The organism is Aequorivita lipolytica, from assembly GCF_007997135.1.
Classification (GTDB): domain Bacteria; phylum Bacteroidota; class Bacteroidia; order Flavobacteriales; family Flavobacteriaceae; genus Aequorivita; species Aequorivita lipolytica.
The window spans coordinates 202926-220360 of the sequence record NZ_VORU01000002.1 but is presented as its reverse complement, the minus strand read 5'-3'; the positions used below and the strand labels follow the sequence as shown (position 1 = coordinate 220360).

Genomic DNA, 17435 nt, shown 5'->3' with positions numbered 1-17435 from the left:
GTTCGATATTATTTAGCTTCCCAAAGATTATTCTCAGGATTTATATCTGCCATTCTTCGCGTGGCATCAATCATCATATTTTTTATTTTTTTTCCGCTTTTTATTTCAAAAGTATAGGTTGGATATGCCCAGGCCCAATCTTCCAAAACAATGCGTTTTAGATCAGTAAATGGATTTGGTTTTTCACCCCACGTCATTCGCAAAGGAATATAAAATAACTCTTGCGTATCATCTTCATACGTAACGTAAAGGTCTATTGGCATTGGCATTAAACCAATTCTTTCCAAAGTCACCTTTGTGTTTTCTTCTTCATTTTCAACAGTTTTAATTCCGTAATCTATGGTGTTTGTGGTCTGTGTCCAATCCATTAAATACCAATCCAATTCAAAACCCGAAACCTTTTCCGCAGTGCGAATAAAATCATTTGGCGTAGGGTGTTTAAATTTAAAATCTGAATAATAACGCTTCAAAGTTTTTGATAGATTTTCTGGCCCGATAACGTATCCCAATTGCGTTAAAAATACAGAACCCTTACTGTAAGCATTTACTCCATAGGCACGGTTGCTTGCGTATCTGTCTGCGTGCGTAGAAAGAGGTTGCTCCGCTCCGCTTGTTGCCATATATAAATAACTTCGGTATGAACCGGCATGTGGATTTGGCTTGTCTTCCTTCATAACATAATTCATAGCTTCATCTGAAATGTATGAAGTAAATCCTTCATCCATCCATTCGTGTTTGCTTTCATTGGTAGCCAAAACAAACTGAAACCATGAATGTGCTAGTTCATGAGCAGTCACGCCCACTAAACTTCCAAACTCACGACCGCCGGTTATCATAGTACTCATTGCATATTCCATTCCGCCGTCGCCACCTTGTATCACAGAGTATTGCTCATATGGATATTCCCCTATTTGCTCATTAAAAAAGGCCATCAATTCGGCAGTTTTGGGTTGTAGATTTTTCCAGTTTTCTGCAATTTCAGGGTTGTCTTTGTAGAAAAAATGAAGCGTCACTCCATTTGGTCCTGGATAAGTATCGTGAATATAGTCATCATCTGCAGCCCAAGCAAAATCGTGCACATCTGGCGCCAAAAAGTGCCAAGTGTATTTGCCTTTTACTGGCTTCATCCACTTTTGTCCGGGAATTGTGTAGCCATGGCCAACTTCTGCTGGGTTTTGAAGATAGCCTGTTCCGCCAATTGTGTAATCTGCATCTATAGTTATGGTCACGTCAAAATCCCCCCATACGCCGTGAAATTCACGAGCAATGTAAGGATCGGCATGCCATCCTTCAAAATCATATTCAGCTAGTTTTGGGTACCATTGCGTCATAGTTAGGGCAACGCCTTCAGAACTTTCTCTACCCGACCGCCGAATCTGTGATGGCACTTGGGCATCCCATTCCATACTGAAAACAGTGCTTTCACCTGGCAAAATGGGTTTGTTCAGCATTACTTCCATCACCGTGCCTTTAATTGTGTACTTGGCGGTTGTATTATCTTGGGTGAACATTGTGGGTTTTATGTAACCAATTTCAGAAGGTAATAATTTCGAAATTCTGTCCATCACACGGCTATCGGGATCTGCAATGGAGCGCGAACGCACGTCCATTTCGCTTCCCGGTTGAAAAGCGTTGAAGTAAAGATGATAGAAAACCTTGTTTAAAGTATCGGGAGAATTGTTCGTGTATTTCAACTCCTGCGTTCCTTTGTACTGAAAAGTTTTCACGTCCATTTGAACGTTCATTTTATAATCAACTTCCTGTTGCCAATAGCTGTTGTTATTCTGCGCAAAGGCAGAAAAGAATACTGCTGTTAAAAAAAATCCGTTTAAAATATGCTTCATTATTGAGACATTTTATCAGCCATAATTAGGGCGTTATACATATTTACCATTTTTCCTGATTTTGAAATATTTGAGAATGATTCTGTGTTGGAAGTTTCGCCACCCAAAACAACTTTTGTATTTGTTGAAAGACCGCTATCCATCAAAATCTGCTTTACTTGTTTTGCAGAAAGGTTTGGATAATAAGAACGAACCATTGCGGCAACGCCAGCAACTTCAGGTGCGGCCATTGAGGTTCCCTGTAAATATTCATAGGTATTTAAAGGTGTGGTTGCCCAAATTTTAACACCCGGTGCAAAAACATCTACGTTTGTTTTTCCATAGTTTGAAAAGTTTGCAACCAATTCACTCCCATAGTCAAAGTTAAGCGCGCCTACGGTCAAGAATGAATCTGCCATTTCAGAACCGTTGTCAATTTGGTCGTTTGGATAAACGTTTACAGTGTCCAAATCAAAGCCATCGTTTCCTGCGGCATTCACAATTAATACATCTTTTGAGGCTGCGTATTTAATAGCATCATAAACCCAATCTGCTTGTGGAGAGTAATATTTTCCGAAGCTAGTATTCAACACTTTTGCGCCATTATCTACTGCATAACGAATGGCCAAGGCAATGTCTTTATCGTACTCATCGCCATCTGGTACGGCGCGTACGGCCATAATTTTCACATTTTTTGCAACACCATCCATCCCGATACCGTTGTTGCGCTCTGCTGCAATAATTCCAGCAACGTGTGTTCCGTGTTTTACGTTTTCTCTCGTCGGGTCTGGACCGGCCACGTTATTGTCGCCGTAAATATTGTCTGTAATATCATCTGGATTGTCGCCCAATATACCGCGGAAATCTTTCGTCATATTGAAATTGTTTTCCAATCTTCCATTGAAATATTCAATACCGCCTTCCAATTCTTTGATAACTTCCGGCACTGAGTCGGCAAAATTCATCATTTGACTGAGCATAGCTATTTGCTGCTGCTCTTCAGGAGAAGGATTTTTGATATTTGCCAAATCTTCCTTGGTGTAATTTTCTTTTCCAAGCTTTTTAACCATTGCTTGGTGCGTTGGCTTCAATTGTGAAAGGATTTGGTTGTAACGTCCTTTATTTGCGTTTATATCAGTAGATTCTTTTTCATATTCGGCCATTGCTTTTTGATAGAGCGCAAATTCTTTTCTATCTGCAGCACTTATTGAAGACTCACTTTTACCATCATATTTAGGTTTCAATTTTCTGATGATACGGACGTATTCCATGTTTTCACCTACAATATCTCCTAAGAAATTCCATCCGTGTATATCGTCAATAAAACCATTTTTATCATCATCGATGCCGTTGCCTGCAATTTCGCCGGGGTTGGTCCAAATTACATTTTTAAGGTCCTCGTGATCAATATCAACGCCGCTGTCAATAACACCAACGATTACCGTTTCGCCTTTGCGCTTTTTTATTATTTCGCTGTATGCTTTGTTCACGCTCATTCCTGGAACGGTATCTTTTACCAAATCCATCGCTGGCCAATTTTTAAGTTGGGCATCTGTGAGTGGAGCATTTTTTAATGGGTTAATATCAATATTTTGAATTGGGGTGGCTACAATTGCAGCGCCACCGCAACTTGCCAAAACAGTTGACATTGCAACTGAAAAAAGGGTAATCTTAAAAATGTTCATCTTTGAAATAAGTGTTAATTAAAAAATTCGTTAAGTGAAAAGGTTTCGTTTAGACGAACACCTTTATCAGTGTTTTTTACAGTAATAATCGGGTTGTGTGCGTCGTGCTCTAAAAAAAGATAGAAGTTATTGTCTGCAGCTTTGTTCAGAAATTTCTCCTTTTCGGGAAGCGTTAACAAGGGGCGTGTGTCATAACCCATGACAAACGGAAGTGGTAAATGGCCAGCCGTAGGAAGCAAATCTGCCATAAAGACTAGTGTTTTTCCTTTATAATTTATATGAGGAATCATTTGTTTGTCGGTATGTCCGTCAACATAGAGAATTCCGAAGTCAAGCTCGATGGCTTCTGCAAAATCTGAACTTGGCTGATTAACAAACTTCAACTGCCCGCTTTCCTGCATGGGCATAATATTTTCCTTTAAAAAAGATGCTTGTTCCCTTCTATTCGGCTCCGTAGCCCACTGCCAGTGTTCTTTATTGCTCCAGTAAGTTGCATTTTTAAAAGCTGGCTCATACCCTGTTCGGTCTTTGTTCCATTGCACACTTCCGCCGCAATGGTCAAAGTGAAGATGCGTCATAAAAACATCGGTAATATCATTTCTGTGAAAACCGTATTTTTTAAGAGAATCATCAATATTATAGTTTCCCCAGCGGTAGTAATAACCAAAGAACTTATCGCTTTGTTTATCGCCCATTCCAGTATCAATCAACGTTAACCGATTTCCATTTTCAATAAGAAGACAGCGCGCTGCAATGTCGATCATATTGTTTTCGTCTGCCGGATTGGTTCTGTTCCAAAGTGGTTTAGGCACAACGCCAAACATGGCGCCGCCATCTAGTTTAAAATTTCCGGCTTCAATAGGGAATAATTGCATAATTATAGGGAATGAGCCGCAAATTAATAAAAGCGTTACACTCACAAAGGCGAAGTATAAATTAATTATACTATTTTTAACAAATTATTATTTTTACTTGGAAGCGAAAAGTTTTTAATTTGCCAAAACCCCGACTGAATGTTAGAACTTGCAGGAATTATTATTTTAGGAATTTTGGCCCAATGGGTCGCATGGAAATTTAAGATACCTGCTATTTTACCACTAATTTTGATTGGCCTTTTTGTAGGGCCAATTTCCACTCTTATTTCTGAAGACGGAACTAAGTGGATACAGCCAATATATGAAAACGGGAAAGGACTATTTCCGGGAGATAATCTCTTCTATTTTGTCTCCCTAGCTATTGGGATTATTCTTTTTGAGGGTGGTTTGACGCTTAGGCGTGGTGAAATTTCTAAGGTTGGCCCTGTCATCGTAAAGCTTATTAGTTTGGGCTCGATCATCACCTTTTTTGGTGCAGGTGTTGCAGCCTATTACGTTTTCGGTTTAAGTTGGAAAATTTCTTTTCTCTTTGCGGCTTTAATAATTGTTACGGGCCCAACGGTAATAACTCCTATTTTAAGAAATATTCCGTTGAAAAAGGATGTTTCGGCAGTGCTGAAATGGGAAGGTATTTTAATTGACCCCATTGGTGCTTTGGTTGCTGTATTGGTTTTTGAATTTATAAGTGTAGAAGGCGACAGCGGCTATACCAAGCAGGCTATTCTAGAGTTTGGGAAGATTATTTTAATAGGTTTTGCTTTCGGGATTTCTGGCGGATATGCTCTGTATTTCGCAATTAAAAAAAGATTGATACCCCATTACCTTCTTAATGTTGTTTCATTATCGGTAGTGTTGTTAATCTTTGTGGAAAGTGATCTTTTCGCGCACGAGTCTGGCTTACTTTCCGTAGTAGTTATGGGAATGTTTTTGGGCAATAGTGATCTACCAAGCTTAAAGGAATTGCTTTATTTCAAAGAATCTTTGAGCGTTCTATTAATTTCAATTTTATTTATTCTTTTGGCAGCCAATATAAGCTTAGATGATTTATTATTAGTTTATAATTGGAAAACCGCAATATTAATGGCCATCGTAATTTTTGTTTTAAGGCCCTTGGGTGTCTTTCTCAGCACCTATAAATCTTCGCTCGCCACAAATGAGAAATTATTTATAAGTTGGGTTGGCCCCAGAGGTATTGTTGCAGCTGGTATTGCCTCGCTATTTGGCACAAAGCTGGTCTTAAAAGGTGAGCCCGGAGCAGAATATATTACACCTTTAGTATTTGCAGTGGTATTGGTAACGGTTTTGCTGAATGCAACAACGGCCAGGGCATTTGCATCGATGGTTGGGGTATTTCTAAATAAATCTGAAGGTATTTTAATAGTGGGTGCGTCAAAAGTTTCAAGACTTATAGCTTCCTATCTTCAAAAAAGCGGCAGACACGTTGTGATGCTGGACTCAAATAGGTTGAACGTAAATAAAGCTAAGGAACTTGGGCTTGATGCCATAACCGCAAATATTTATTCAGACGATCTTTCTGATAATATTGAACTAAATGACGTTGGTTACTTACTTGCAATGACGGGCAGTGACGAAATAAACAAACAAGCCATTAGCCGCTTTGGAAAGTTATTTGGAGAAAATGGAACATTTAGATTAATGACTTCAGAAGAAATGAAGAATCGTCATAAAATTTCAGCTAAAGAATTATTTTCATATACGCACGATTACACACGTTTTACCCGCGTGGCTCAGGATTTTCCATCTATTCAGGAAATTCCTATTGCAAGCCAGAGTCAATTTTTACGTGTTCTTGGAATAACAAATGAAAACGAAAACGCAATTCCACTTTTCCTAAAACGTCCCGATGGATTTTTAGATTTAATAACTGCTCCTTCAGAACTGGAAGTAGAGGAAGGCAGCAGCTTGATTTATTTGGGTAAACCAATGGACTTTGAAGATGTTGCAAACGCCACCAGAACTGAAAATGAAGCGCAGGCGCAAAAATAAGTTTGAAATAAAACCGTTTTCCTAGAAATCTTTTTAATGAAAAAAGTTCCCTTTATTATAGCAATTATTTGCACGCTGTCTATCTTTTCCTGTAAAAAGGATGATGGCATCAGTTGTACCAACTGTTCTTCGCCTGAAACAGCTAGTTTTCAAGTTTGCGAGGAACGCAATGGAAATGCATCTGTCAACGGACAAAATACTGGGACGCCCTATGATACCTATATCCAAGGGCTTCAAGATGCTGGTGCAAGTTGTGGCAACTAAATCGAAATGAAGATTAATCGTTCAATTTAAGCACCGCCATAAACGCTTCCTGCGGAATTTCAACATTTCCTACTTGGCGCATACGTTTTTTACCTTTTTTCTGCTTTTCCAAAAGTTTACGCTTACGCGAAATATCGCCCCCGTAACATTTTGCGGTAACGTCTTTTCGAAGTGCTTTTACGGTTTCACGAGCAATAATTTTTGCACCAATGGCCGCCTGAATCGGAATATCAAACTGTTGCCTCGGAATAAGTTGGCGGAGCTTTTCGCAGATTTTCTTACCAATTTCAAAAGCATTATCACGGTGCAGCAAGGCCGAAAGAGCATCTACAATATTTCCGTTTAATAGTACATCTACTTTTACAAGGTGCGACATTCGCATTCCAATAGGCGAATAATCAAAAGACGCATATCCTTTTGAAACGGTTTTCAATCTATCATAAAAGTCGAAAACAATTTCTGCCAATGGCATATCAAAAGATAGTTCAACCCTTTCGGTAGTTAAGTATGTTTGATTAGTGATTTCGCCTCTTTTTTCAATACAAAGCGACATTACGGAACCTACATAGTCTGATTTTGTAATAATAGTAGCTTTAATATACGGCTCTTCAACACGGTTTATTTTTGATGGATCTGGAAGATCTGAAGGGTTGTTTACTAAAATTGGAACTTCAGGCTCTTTATTGCTAAAGGCGTGGTAGGAAACGTTTGGAACGGTTGTTATCACCGTCATATCAAACTCTCTTTCAAGTCTTTCCTGAATAATTTCAAGATGAAGCATTCCCAAAAACCCGCAACGAAAACCGAAACCGAGTGCCATGGAACTTTCCGGAGCAAAAACCAACGAAGCATCGTTCAATTGCAATTTTTCCATTGAGTTTCGAAGCTCTTCGTACTCTTCGGTATCAACAGGATAGATTCCTGCAAAAACCATCGGCTTCACATCTTCAAAGCCTTCAATCATATTTACTGTTGGGCTTTTGGAATCGGTAATGGTGTCACCTACTTTTACTTCTTTTGCCTCCTTTATACCAGTAATTAAATAACCAACATCGCCAGTTTTTACTACGTCTTTTGGCTGTTGTTTTAATTTCAAAGTTCCCACTTCATCTGCATAATAGCTTTTTCCGGTAGCCATAAACATGATGTGCTGCCCTTTTCGTATTTCGCCATTGAGAACTCTAAAATACGTTTCAACACCACGGAAAGGATTGTAAACAGAGTCAAAAATCAAGGCTTGCAACGACTCCTCCGGATTACCTTTTGGCGGCGGAATGCGCTCAATAATAGCACTTAAAATCTCGTCAATACCAACGCCTGTTTTTGCGCTTGCAGGAATTACCTCTTCCGCTTTGCAACCTAAAAGATCAACAATATCGTCTGTTACTTCTTCTATGTTTGCCGAAGGAAGATCTACCTTGTTCAGTACGGGAATGATTTCCAGGTCGTTTTCAAGCGCTAAATATAGGTTTGAAATAGTCTGTGCCTGTATGCTCTGTGCGGCATCCACAATAAGTAACGCACCTTCGCAGGCGGCGATAGAACGAGATACTTCGTATGAAAAATCTACGTGGCCAGGAGTATCTATAAGATTGAGAATGTATTTTTCTCCTTTGTAAGTATATTCCATTTGGATGGCATGACTTTTTATTGTTATGCCACGCTCGCGTTCCAAGTCCATGGTATCAAGCAATTGGGCCTGTTTTTCGCGGTCGGTTACGGTACCAGTGGCATCTAAAAGTCTATCTGCCAAGGTGCTTTTTCCGTGGTCAATGTGGGCGATAATGCAAAAATTGCGAATGTTCTTCATAAAAATTCCTTCTCGTGCTATAAGTTGCAAATATAGATTAAAAGAGTGATTATATATATTATGATTAAAACACTTGAAATATTGCCTCCATGATGTTTTTGTTTAATAAATTTTTAACATATTTGTAGAACGTTAGTTGTATTTCGACTGACATTATTAATTTTCTCCCCAGATAAAACCATAGTAATGGGTGTCGCCCCGGATATCTACTTATGTTATGAATAGGTTGTTTATGCTTTTATGTTGCCTTCAAGCTAGTGTTTTGATGGCGCAGGATTTTTCGGTTTCTGGTAAGGTAACCGATGAAGGGAATTCCCCATTGTCTTTTGTTAATGTGCTTGTTTACGAAGTGGATACGGAAACCCCTTTAAAAGGTACTACTACCAATGAAGACGGTTCTTTTATTCTGAAAGGTTTACCGGCCGCAACCTATACCTTGATATTCAGCTATATCGGTTTTGAAGACTTTTTACGAACCATTGAACTTTCTTCAAATAAAAATTTGGGCAATATTGCTTTAAAAGAAAATCAAGAAATGCTTGACGAAACGGTGGTTACCGCAAAACTGCCGACCATTAGAAAAACAGCTGGCAAACTTGTTTTTGAGGTTGAGAATACCTCTCTTTCCGTTGGCAGTACGATGGATCTTCTTAAGAAAACACCTGGTGTTGCCGTTATTGGTGAAAATATTCAGGTGAAGTTTTCTTCGCCAGTAATTTATATAAACGGTAAAAGGGTTTATCTCTCTTCTTCTGAAATTTTATCGTTGCTCGAAAATACAGATGCAGCAAATATAAAATCCATTGAGGTTATTACAAATCCTTCTTCTAAATACGATGCAGAGTCGGGAACGGTTCTGAATATTATTACTTCAAAAGCTATTTCCGTAGGTTACAAAGGTTCGGTGAACGCAACTTATGAGCAAGCAATATTTCCGAAGTATAATTTTGGAACCTCCCATTTTTATAAGAACAAATGGCTAAACGTTTACGCCAGTTATTCCTATGCAAATAAAAAGCTATACAAGGAAGACGAAAATAACATTCGCTTTTTTCAGCCAGATGAAGTTTCTACAAAATCAATTTGGGAAACCTATTTTAACCGCACAACTGAATTTTACAACCACAATGGGAACGTGGTGCTGGACTTTACCTTGGATGCTAAAAATACAATCAGCCTTACTTCAAATGTTTCGCTTACACCAAAAGTGGATTATGAAAATCACGGCCATTCATTAATTTATAATCCACAACGGCAGTTGGACTCCACGATTACTACTTTAAGTTATGTGGGTTATGAAAAACAGAATCTCACCATTGCCTTGGACTACAACCGCGTTTTAAATGATAAAGGTGCTACCCTAAGCACTTCTGCAAATTATATTTATTACGATAATGACCAAAATCAAAGTGTTAGCTCTGATTATTTATTGCCAAACGGAGATTTTTTGAGAAACAATAGTTTTTCTACAGACTCAAAACAAAACAGCCAAATCTTCACCGGACAAGCTGATGTTTCTTCCGAATTATGGGGAGGCACTTTTGACGCAGGAGTTAAATTCAGCAGTATTGATACCAAAAGCAAGTTAGATTTTTTCAATACTGTGAACAATAACTCTACTTTCAACAATGCGCTCTCTGATAATTTTAACTACAAAGAAAATATATACGCAGAGTATATAAACTTTGAAAAGGAATGGGAAAAATGGAGCATGACGGCTGGTCTTCGTGGAGAGTACACAGATATTGACGCCATTTCTCGTTCTTTGGGTGAAGTGAATATCCAACAGTATTTTGAATTATTTCCTTCCGCTTCTGTAAATTACACCATTAATGATGACAATAGTATTGGCATTAGCTACAATCAAAGCATTCACCGTCCCCGATATGAGAGTCTCAATCCGTTTAAATACTTTATAACCGAAAATAATTTTAGTGGCGGAAACCCCAATTTAATTCCGGCTATTGATGATAAAATAACGCTAAGCTATTCTCATAAAAATAAACTGTTTTTTAACCTCTACTATCAAAACACAAAGAATGCGTTGAGCAATTTAACATTCCAGGATAATGAGAATAGCACATTGCGGAGAGTTGAATCTAACTTGATTAAAAGCTATCAATATAGTTTTGATATACTTTATTATGATTCGCTCTTCAATTGGTGGTGGTTTCAGATTTCCACTTCTACTTTTTACTTGGCAGACAAATTCAATGCTTTTGAAAGCGTGCAGCAGAGCTATAAAAACGATACTTATGGACAATATATCCAAACTGCTAGTAATTTCACGCTTTCGAAAGATCGTTCATTTACAGCCGATTTAACCACGGTTTATTTCTCTAATATTGTTTCAGGTTCTGTTTATTATGAAAATAGATTTTTGTTGAATATTTCATTTAGAAAAGAATTTTGGGACAAGCAGGCAAGTATTTCTGCAGGCGTGGAAGATCTTTTAAACACTTATAATGTGCCTGTTTCAACGAAATACTACAATCAGGATAACCATTATTTCGCAAAACCCGAAAGTCCACTTTTCAAAGTTGGTTTAAAGTACAATTTTGGAAACGCTAGGCTTCGAGACAACAATAAAGAATTAAATCTAGAGGAAAGTGAAAGGTTATAATATTTTAAAAATAAATACCGACGAAGGCGATAGGCTAGAAGCCAAGTAAATTCTTTTCTTCAATAAAAATCTTTTAAAATTTCATATTACTGATATTTACTACTTTTGCAATTCCAAAACAAAAGAATTGCCAAAAATAGGAAACATACAACTGCCAGACTTTCCATTGCTGCTTGCACCGATGGAAGACGTAAGCGACCCACCATTCCGCGCACTTTGCAAAGCGCAGGGTGCTGATGTGGTTTTTACTGAATTCATCTCTTCTGAAGGGCTTATTCGCGATGCCGCAAAAAGCGTAATGAAACTAGATATTTATGAAAAAGAACGCCCCGTGGGCATTCAGATTTTTGGAGCCGTTTTGGAGTCTATGCTACGCAGTGTTGAAATAGTTGAAGCTAGCGGCCCAGATATTATTGACATAAATTTTGGCTGTCCAGTAAAAAAAGTAGTTTCAAAAGGCGCTGGAGCGGGAATTTTAAAAGATATTGATTTAATGGTAAGCCTTACCGAAGCAATGGTAAAACATACCAAACTTCCCATTACCGTAAAAACCCGTTTGGGCTGGGACCACGATTCTATAAAAATTGTCGAGGTTGCCGAACGCTTGCAGGATGTAGGCTGCCAAGCATTGTCCATTCACGGACGCACTCGTGCACAAATGTATAAAGGCGATGCCGATTGGAAACCTATCGCTGAAGTAAAAAACAATCCAAGAATGCACATTCCCATCTTTGGAAATGGCGATGTTGATACCCCCGAAAAGGCGATGGAAATGCGTGATAAATACGGTCTTGACGGCGCAATGATTGGCCGCGCCAGCATTGGTTATCCGTGGTTTTTTAAGGAAGTAAAACATTATTTTAAAACAGGTGAACATTTACCGCCACCAACAATGTTGGAGCGTGTTGATGCTGCCAAACGCCACCTGCAGATGGCAATAGACTGGAAAGGTGAAACCCTTGGCGTTTTTGAAACCCGCCGCCATTATACCAACTATTTTAAAGGAATTCCAAACTTTAAGGATTACCGAATGAAAATGGTTACAAGCGATGATGCTGCTTCAGTCTTTGAAGCTTTTGATGAGGTTTTGGAAGTGTTTGGAGATTATGAGTTTGCTTAAGTACAAAGAACGTTGCCTTAGTATTCGGATTATGGGTTGTTTAGTTTTTTGCCGATAAAAAACCTTCCTCGAAAAGAGGAAGGTAGGTTATTAGAATTATTGCAATCATTTTATTTTTGAATGGTAATATACCACGGTTTTTCAATATAATTTTCTGGATCATTGAAACGTTGTAGCAGCGAATCATTTTTAAATATATCGAAATAACGGAAATCAGGATATCTAGAGCTGTCTCTGCTACGAAGCGTATCAATTTCGGTAATGCCCTGATACCGCAGTAAAAGCAATGTGTTGGATACCCATTCTGTTCCAGATTCCGGTTCATTACTACCTCCTCCAGAACTAACACCTATCTCAAAAGGACCAAATAAAGTTTTTTCGAAAGAATCCAAATTGATAGGCAATTGAAACCAATCACCGTTATAAACCAGTTGTCCTTCTTCATTAAGATACCCTCCTTTTGCTTCAATCTCCCCCTCGTTAAACGAGGTGCCATCAGATTTTTGTAGATCCAAATAAACATTGTATGTAAGAAGGTCGCCACCACTAGGTTTGTTTTCTTCTTTGTTGCATGCTAAGATCATTATAATAGAAAATATAGATAATATATAAATTGCTTTCATAACGTTAATTTTTAATGATTAATTTTTTAATAAAAGTTTCTGTTGTCCCTTCCAATTTTACATAATAAATACCATCTGGATAATTTTTGACATCTATTGAAAAAGAATCTTCAATTATTTTAGTTTTTAAATAAAATGATTGCCCCAAAGAATTAAAAATATGTATGTTATATTGTTCATTACTCGGTGGCACAATAGTAATGGTTGTGTTCGCAGGGTTGGGATATAACACCATATCTGCGATCTTCTCGAGAGGTTTAAATCCATTTTTTTCCACTGGCTTATCATCGTTAGCGAAACACTGCTGTTCGGGCGGCGGCGGATCACCGTGAACAATTATTTTTTGGGCATATAGCGCGTTAGAACAAACATTTGTTATTTGTAAATTAAGAATTGTTTGGTTCGATGGATGTAATGTCAGTTGGACTTGTACTTGATTGGTATATTGACCAGAAATTATTGTGCCATTTGTAACGCTCCAAATATAGTTGGCGTTTGAAAGGTTTGGAGCTGTATATGTATAAGTGAAATATGGACAGGCTTGGTCGTAGCCATCAATCTCAATATCTCCTAGATTTAAGATAGACTTCTTAGCAGTCTTTGAACCACAACTTGGCGTAACACGTATTACACCACCATACCCACTCACTGCTTCAATAGTTATGCTATTTGTTCCTTGGCCGCTCAAAATATTCATATTATAGGGTACTTCCCAAGTATAGCTGGACACACCAGGCAAGGAATTAACCGAAAAAGTAGCGTTTTGATTGCTACAAACAGTATTGGGACCAGAAATATTAAAAGTTGGATAATTGATTCCTATACCGCCAATATAGCCATACATTTTACCCACTTGTAATGGGGAAAAATAACTTCGACAATTAAATGTTGAATAACTCATAATATTTGCCGACACAGGCGTCCAAGTATCGCCCCAATTATCTTGCCCTCCAACATATGGATTATAAGTACAACTTGAAGGATATAGATAGGAGAAAGGAATCCTATTCTCTCTCCTAATTCCGGGATCAGCTTCTGTATCACAAAGTTGATCTCCATTTTCCTCACATTTCCTATTGTCAAGAGTTCCTATGCAGAAAAGACCTTGTCTTTTGGAGCGATCTACTGCTTCTTGATAGCAATTTCCTGCACTTTCATTGTAGTCTTGATTTGATTGACGAGCATTGTCATGGGTATGCCTTAAACCTAAATTATGCCCAATCTCATGTCCTAAAACACTTCCTACCGTAGCAACTGAAAAACCAATAGTTTCAACAGCACAGGAATATGGGGTTGTTTGCCATGGCAAATAAGCCTTTCCGCCCCAAATTTCATTTGGTGGAGGAGCAGAACTTATAACAAAATGGACGTTAATCGCACCAGGGGTTTTATTATTTGCCGTGTAGGTACTGAAATATTGATCACCGAAATTGGTATAATTACTGTTGTTAATGATACTAATATCACAGAGCAGGTAAAACCGTATATTGGTGTTGGCAGTATAAAGTGTATTAAGTTGGTCAACAACATCATACACGTCACTTTGATAAATGTTACCGGTACCGTTGTTATTTCTATAAATCCAAGCTTTAATGGGAATTTCATAATAAGTACTAACCCCTTTAAGCATTTCAGAATTCATAAGGGGCATAGTCTCCATACTATCTAATTTATCCAAATAGTCTTTGTCAATGTTTACATTGTTCTCTATTAACAAATCAACTATCTTTTGATTGGAGCCATAAAATTTATCCAATTTGTATTCTTCAGAGCCTATTACAGTTCCACATCCAAGGGAAGTTTCTCGATGATTTTGGCCTAACAGGGCAAGAGAAATTAATAATAAAAAAGATAGCAACAATCTTTTTAGAAACTGCGGGGGGGGGGTAAAATTTTTACTCATAACTTTAAAATTTAAAGATTAAACCTATTTTCTTGGGGAGTTATGATTTATAAAAATATCATTTTAATCGCTGTAAACCAAAATAATGGGTTAGAAATCTAAGATTTTATTCGTTTTACGATGTTTTTTATAATAAATACTTAAATTTAAAAACCTGGGCGTCTTGAAACCCGTCGTCATTACACAAACTATTTTAAGGGAATCCCAAACTTCAAGGAATACCGAATGAAAATGGTTACAAGCGACGATTCAGTCTCGGTTTTTGAAGCTTTTGATGAGGTATTGGAGCTGTTTGGCGATTATGAATTTGCTTAAACCAACAACTTCTCCCGAACTCTACTCGAAGCAATTTTTGAAGCGATGATTCCTAAAACCGTTATCGTTGCAAAAACAATTATAACATTTAAGACTTCCATTTTTACGGGATAAGGCAGGGTGCTGGTTATAGATACAAATTCAAACTTTAGTTGTGCCATCACAGCAACAACTCCCAATAAAATTCCAATTAGACCACCAAGCACGGTCATTAACGTTCCTTGCAAGAAAAAGATTCTGCGTATTTCAGGCAACGAAGCGCCCAAATTATAAAGTGTTTTTATATTCTTCCGTTTATCAAGAACCATCATAATTATAGAGCCAACTACATTGAAGAGTGCAATTATCAATACTAAAGTGAAGATTAAATAAACAGCAATATTTTCGGTATTCAGCATTTTGTAGAGTGCATCGTTTTGCTGGATTCGGTTTTTTATTACAATCCCTTCTGGAAAAAGCTTTTCTATTTCACTGCGCACTTTTTCTTCGGAAGCGGTTGGAGACAATTTCATTTCAATAGAAGAAATTTTCGCACTGTCCAAAGAAAGTAGGTTTCTGGCAAAATCCAGATCTGTGAAAACATATTTTGTATCCAAATCCTCATTTACTTGATACACTCCAGAAACCACCACGTTTTCTTTGGTGAAAGCATCTGAAGGATCCAACGCGTTAAGTTGACCCGTTCCAGGTTTTGGAACGTAAATTTCTAAAGGTTCACCGTAATCGCGAACCCCCATTGATAATTTTGCAATTGTGGAAAGACCCACTACCACCTCGTTTTGCTGGGGCACCAGCCAATCGCCGTAATACATAATACTGTCCAATTGGGTCACATTTCCGTAGCGGGAATCCACACCTTTTATGTAGGCAATGTGGTTTTTCCCTTTGTAATGAAGAAAAACGCGCTCCTCAATTATTTCTGAAATAGATTCAATGCCTTCAATATTTTTCAATTGGTTTTTTTGCTGTTCAGAAACTGTTATGGTTTTTCCGCTTTTCGGAAGAATTTTAAGGTCGCTATCAAAAACATTGGTAAACTGAAGGCTGAAATCTTTTAAACCTGAAAATCCTGAAAGCACTATAAATAGTGACATAGCCCCAACTACAACACCAGTTGCCGCAATACCAGTAATAATATTTATAGCATTATTGCTACTTTTTGAAAACAAGTAGCGCTTGGCGATATAGAGCGAAAAATTCAATTTATGATTTTTTTCGTTTCGGAAGTAAATCTGGATTTTTCAATGGGTTTTCATCGCCTTTTACGGCTTTGTCAATCTTTTCAATGTATTCCAAAGAATCATCGTTATAAAAAGAAAGATCGGGCATTTTCCGAAGTTGATTCCTTGTTAATTGCGCAATTTGATGTTTTATTTTTGGCTTTAATTTATTGAGTTCCTGTACTATTGCTTCTGCTTTATCTACCGGAAAAACGCTTACATAAACCTTTGAAATGGAAAGATCTGTAGTTACGGTAACTTTACTTACTGAAATAATAATGCCCATCTGCCCGGCTTCGCGAAGCATATTTTGAAGCACATTTGCCAAGTCGTTCTGCAAAACGCCAGCTATTTTTTTTTGTCTATTGGTTTCTTCCATACTGCAAAAATAGAATATAAAAGCATACGGTATGTTAATGAAGCCCGAAGCTTGTTGAAATTCAATGGAATTAAGTTTGTATTTTTGGTTGAAATATAAATTTTGAATGGAAAAAATAGAACATATTGGTATTGCGGTAAAGAACATTTCTGAAGCCAATAAAATTTATGAAACTTTACTGGGCAGCGCGCCCTATAAAAGTGAAAAAGTAGCGAGTGAAGGTGTGCAAACGTCTTTTTTTCGAACCGGAGAAAGTAAAATTGAGTTATTGGAGGCAACAAATCCAGAGAGTCCAATTGCAAAATTTATTGAAAAACGAGGGGAGGGAATTCACCACATTGCTTTTGCCGTGAGTGACATTGAAGCAGAGATACAACGACTTAAAAAAGAAGGCTTTAAATTACTAAATGATGTGCCAAAAAAAGGTGCAGATAATAAACTTGTTGCTTTCCTTCACCCAAAATCCTGCAACGGAGTATTGATAGAGCTTTGCCAAGAAATTGAGAATAAGTAAAAATAGTTTTGCTGTATTTGTAAAGTGTTTTACATTTGCAAACTATTTATTTTTTCAAAACTCTAAAGTTTGTAGACAAAAAAATAAGTTGATATTTGAAATATTGAAAATAAAAACGGTCCCATAGCTCAGCTGGTTAGAGCACCTGACTCATAATCAGGGGGTCCATGGTTCGAGCCCATGTGGGACCACTTTTTAATACCGATACGTTCTTTATAACTGAGACTTTTGTTGAATCTAAAAGATAGTGGCGAGAAGTTTACACTGAGCGAAG

The 17435-nt window shown here is 37.6% G+C and carries 13 protein-coding genes, 1 tRNA gene and 1 pseudogene; 7 read left to right on the top strand and 8 right to left on the bottom strand.

Going from position 1 to position 17435, the window contains the following annotated elements:
- Positions 1-8 precede the first annotated feature (8 nt).
- From ESV24_RS03485 to ESV24_RS03475, 3 genes are read right to left on the bottom strand one after another with little or no spacing between them, the layout of a single operon-like run.
- Entirely contained in the window at positions 9-1844 is a 1836-nt protein-coding gene (locus ESV24_RS03485; protein ID WP_111815277.1) for a M1 family metallopeptidase, read from the bottom strand.
- A complete protein-coding gene (locus ESV24_RS03480; protein ID WP_111815276.1) occupies positions 1844-3508 on the bottom strand; it encodes a S8 family peptidase in 1665 nt (554 codons plus the stop codon). The genes ESV24_RS03485 and ESV24_RS03480 overlap by 1 nt, the downstream gene beginning before the upstream one ends.
- Before the next feature lie 14 nt (positions 3509-3522).
- Entirely contained in the window at positions 3523-4383 is an 861-nt protein-coding gene (locus tag ESV24_RS03475; RefSeq protein ID WP_111815275.1) for an MBL fold metallo-hydrolase, read from the bottom strand.
- Between the two features lie 138 nt (positions 4384-4521).
- Here ESV24_RS03475 and ESV24_RS03470 point away from each other — a divergent pair, with 138 nt between their 5' ends.
- The gene (locus ESV24_RS03470; RefSeq protein WP_111815274.1) at positions 4522-6390 is read left to right on the top strand and encodes a cation:proton antiporter; all 1869 of its coding nucleotides are present in this window, start codon (positions 4522-4524) and stop codon (positions 6388-6390) included.
- A 36-nt stretch (positions 6391-6426) separates the two neighbouring features.
- The gene (locus ESV24_RS03465) at positions 6427-6654 is read left to right on the top strand and encodes a hypothetical protein (protein WP_146743138.1); all 228 of its coding nucleotides are present in this window, start codon (positions 6427-6429) and stop codon (positions 6652-6654) included.
- Positions 6655-6667: 13 nt separating this feature from the next.
- Here ESV24_RS03465 and lepA read toward each other — a convergent pair whose 3' ends face one another.
- Positions 6668-8464: a translation elongation factor 4 gene (gene lepA, locus ESV24_RS03460; protein WP_111815273.1), complete on the bottom strand. Its 1797-nt coding sequence runs from the start codon at positions 8462-8464 to the stop codon at positions 6668-6670.
- 232 nt (positions 8465-8696) lie between these two features.
- Between lepA and ESV24_RS03455 the strand changes: the two genes are divergently transcribed.
- Together ESV24_RS03455 and dusB are read left to right on the top strand one after the other, a co-directional pair.
- Positions 8697-11087: an outer membrane beta-barrel family protein gene (locus tag ESV24_RS03455; protein ID WP_160110590.1), complete on the top strand. Its 2391-nt coding sequence runs from the start codon at positions 8697-8699 to the stop codon at positions 11085-11087.
- Between the two features lie 127 nt (positions 11088-11214).
- Positions 11215-12207 carry a tRNA dihydrouridine synthase DusB gene (dusB, locus tag ESV24_RS03450; protein ID WP_111815271.1) on the top strand — a complete coding sequence of 331 codons (993 nt, stop codon included), beginning with the start codon at positions 11215-11217 and terminating at the stop codon, positions 12205-12207.
- 110 nt (positions 12208-12317) lie between these two features.
- On the opposite strand, the gene ESV24_RS03445 is transcribed toward dusB, so the two are convergent.
- A complete protein-coding gene (locus ESV24_RS03445; RefSeq protein ID WP_146743136.1) occupies positions 12318-12830 on the bottom strand; it encodes a hypothetical protein in 513 nt (170 codons plus the stop codon).
- Positions 12831-12834: 4 nt separating this feature from the next.
- Entirely contained in the window at positions 12835-14733 is a 1899-nt protein-coding gene (locus ESV24_RS03440) for a T9SS type A sorting domain-containing protein (protein WP_111815269.1), read from the bottom strand.
- Between the two features lie 150 nt (positions 14734-14883).
- Here ESV24_RS03440 and ESV24_RS03435 point away from each other — a divergent pair.
- Positions 14884-15048: pseudogene (locus tag ESV24_RS03435) on the top strand (tRNA dihydrouridine synthase DusB); the annotation flags it as partial.
- On the opposite strand, the gene ESV24_RS03430 reads toward ESV24_RS03435, so the two are convergent.
- Both ESV24_RS03430 and rbfA read right to left on the bottom strand, forming a co-directional pair.
- Positions 15045-16250: an ABC transporter permease gene (locus tag ESV24_RS03430; protein WP_111815268.1), complete on the bottom strand. Its 1206-nt coding sequence runs from the start codon at positions 16248-16250 to the stop codon at positions 15045-15047. The pseudogene ESV24_RS03435 and the gene ESV24_RS03430 sit on opposite strands and share 4 nt — an antisense overlap.
- 1 nt (position 16251) lies before the next feature.
- Positions 16252-16647, bottom strand: a complete 396-nt coding sequence (rbfA, locus tag ESV24_RS03425; protein ID WP_111815506.1) for a 30S ribosome-binding factor RbfA — start codon at positions 16645-16647, stop codon at positions 16252-16254.
- 106 nt (positions 16648-16753) lie between these two features.
- Between rbfA and mce the strand changes: the two genes are divergently transcribed.
- Together mce and ESV24_RS03415 are read left to right on the top strand one after the other, a co-directional pair.
- A complete protein-coding gene (mce, locus tag ESV24_RS03420; protein ID WP_111815267.1) occupies positions 16754-17161 on the top strand; it encodes a methylmalonyl-CoA epimerase in 408 nt (135 codons plus the stop codon).
- Positions 17162-17278: 117 nt separating this feature from the next.
- Positions 17279-17352: transfer RNA gene (locus ESV24_RS03415), tRNA-Ile, on the top strand.
- The last annotated feature ends 83 nt before the right edge of the window (positions 17353-17435 follow it).

What these genes read in the sequence shown, in the direction of transcription:
- ESV24_RS03485 (WP_111815277.1), bottom strand. Translation starts at nt 1,844, where the DNA reads ATGAAGCATATTTTAAACGGATTTTTTTTAACAGCAGTATTCTTTTCT.
- ESV24_RS03480 (WP_111815276.1), bottom strand. Translation starts at nt 3,508, where the DNA reads ATGAACATTTTTAAGATTACCCTTTTTTCAGTTGCAATGTCAACTGTT.
- ESV24_RS03475 (WP_111815275.1), bottom strand. Translation starts at nt 4,383, where the DNA reads ATGCAATTATTCCCTATTGAAGCCGGAAATTTTAAACTAGATGGCGGC.
- ESV24_RS03470 (WP_111815274.1), top strand. Translation starts at nt 4,522, where the DNA reads ATGTTAGAACTTGCAGGAATTATTATTTTAGGAATTTTGGCCCAATGG.
- ESV24_RS03465 (WP_146743138.1), top strand. Translation starts at nt 6,427, where the DNA reads ATGAAAAAAGTTCCCTTTATTATAGCAATTATTTGCACGCTGTCTATC.
- lepA (WP_111815273.1), bottom strand. Translation starts at nt 8,464, where the DNA reads ATGAAGAACATTCGCAATTTTTGCATTATCGCCCACATTGACCACGGA.
- ESV24_RS03455 (WP_160110590.1), top strand. Translation starts at nt 8,697, where the DNA reads ATGCTTTTATGTTGCCTTCAAGCTAGTGTTTTGATGGCGCAGGATTTT.
- ESV24_RS03445 (WP_146743136.1), bottom strand. Translation starts at nt 12,830, where the DNA reads ATGAAAGCAATTTATATATTATCTATATTTTCTATTATAATGATCTTA.
- ESV24_RS03440 (WP_111815269.1), bottom strand. Translation starts at nt 14,733, where the DNA reads ATGAGTAAAAATTTTACCCCCCCCCCGCAGTTTCTAAAAAGATTGTTG.
- rbfA (WP_111815506.1), bottom strand. Translation starts at nt 16,647, where the DNA reads ATGGAAGAAACCAATAGACAAAAAAAAATAGCTGGCGTTTTGCAGAAC.
- mce (WP_111815267.1), top strand. Translation starts at nt 16,754, where the DNA reads ATGGAAAAAATAGAACATATTGGTATTGCGGTAAAGAACATTTCTGAA.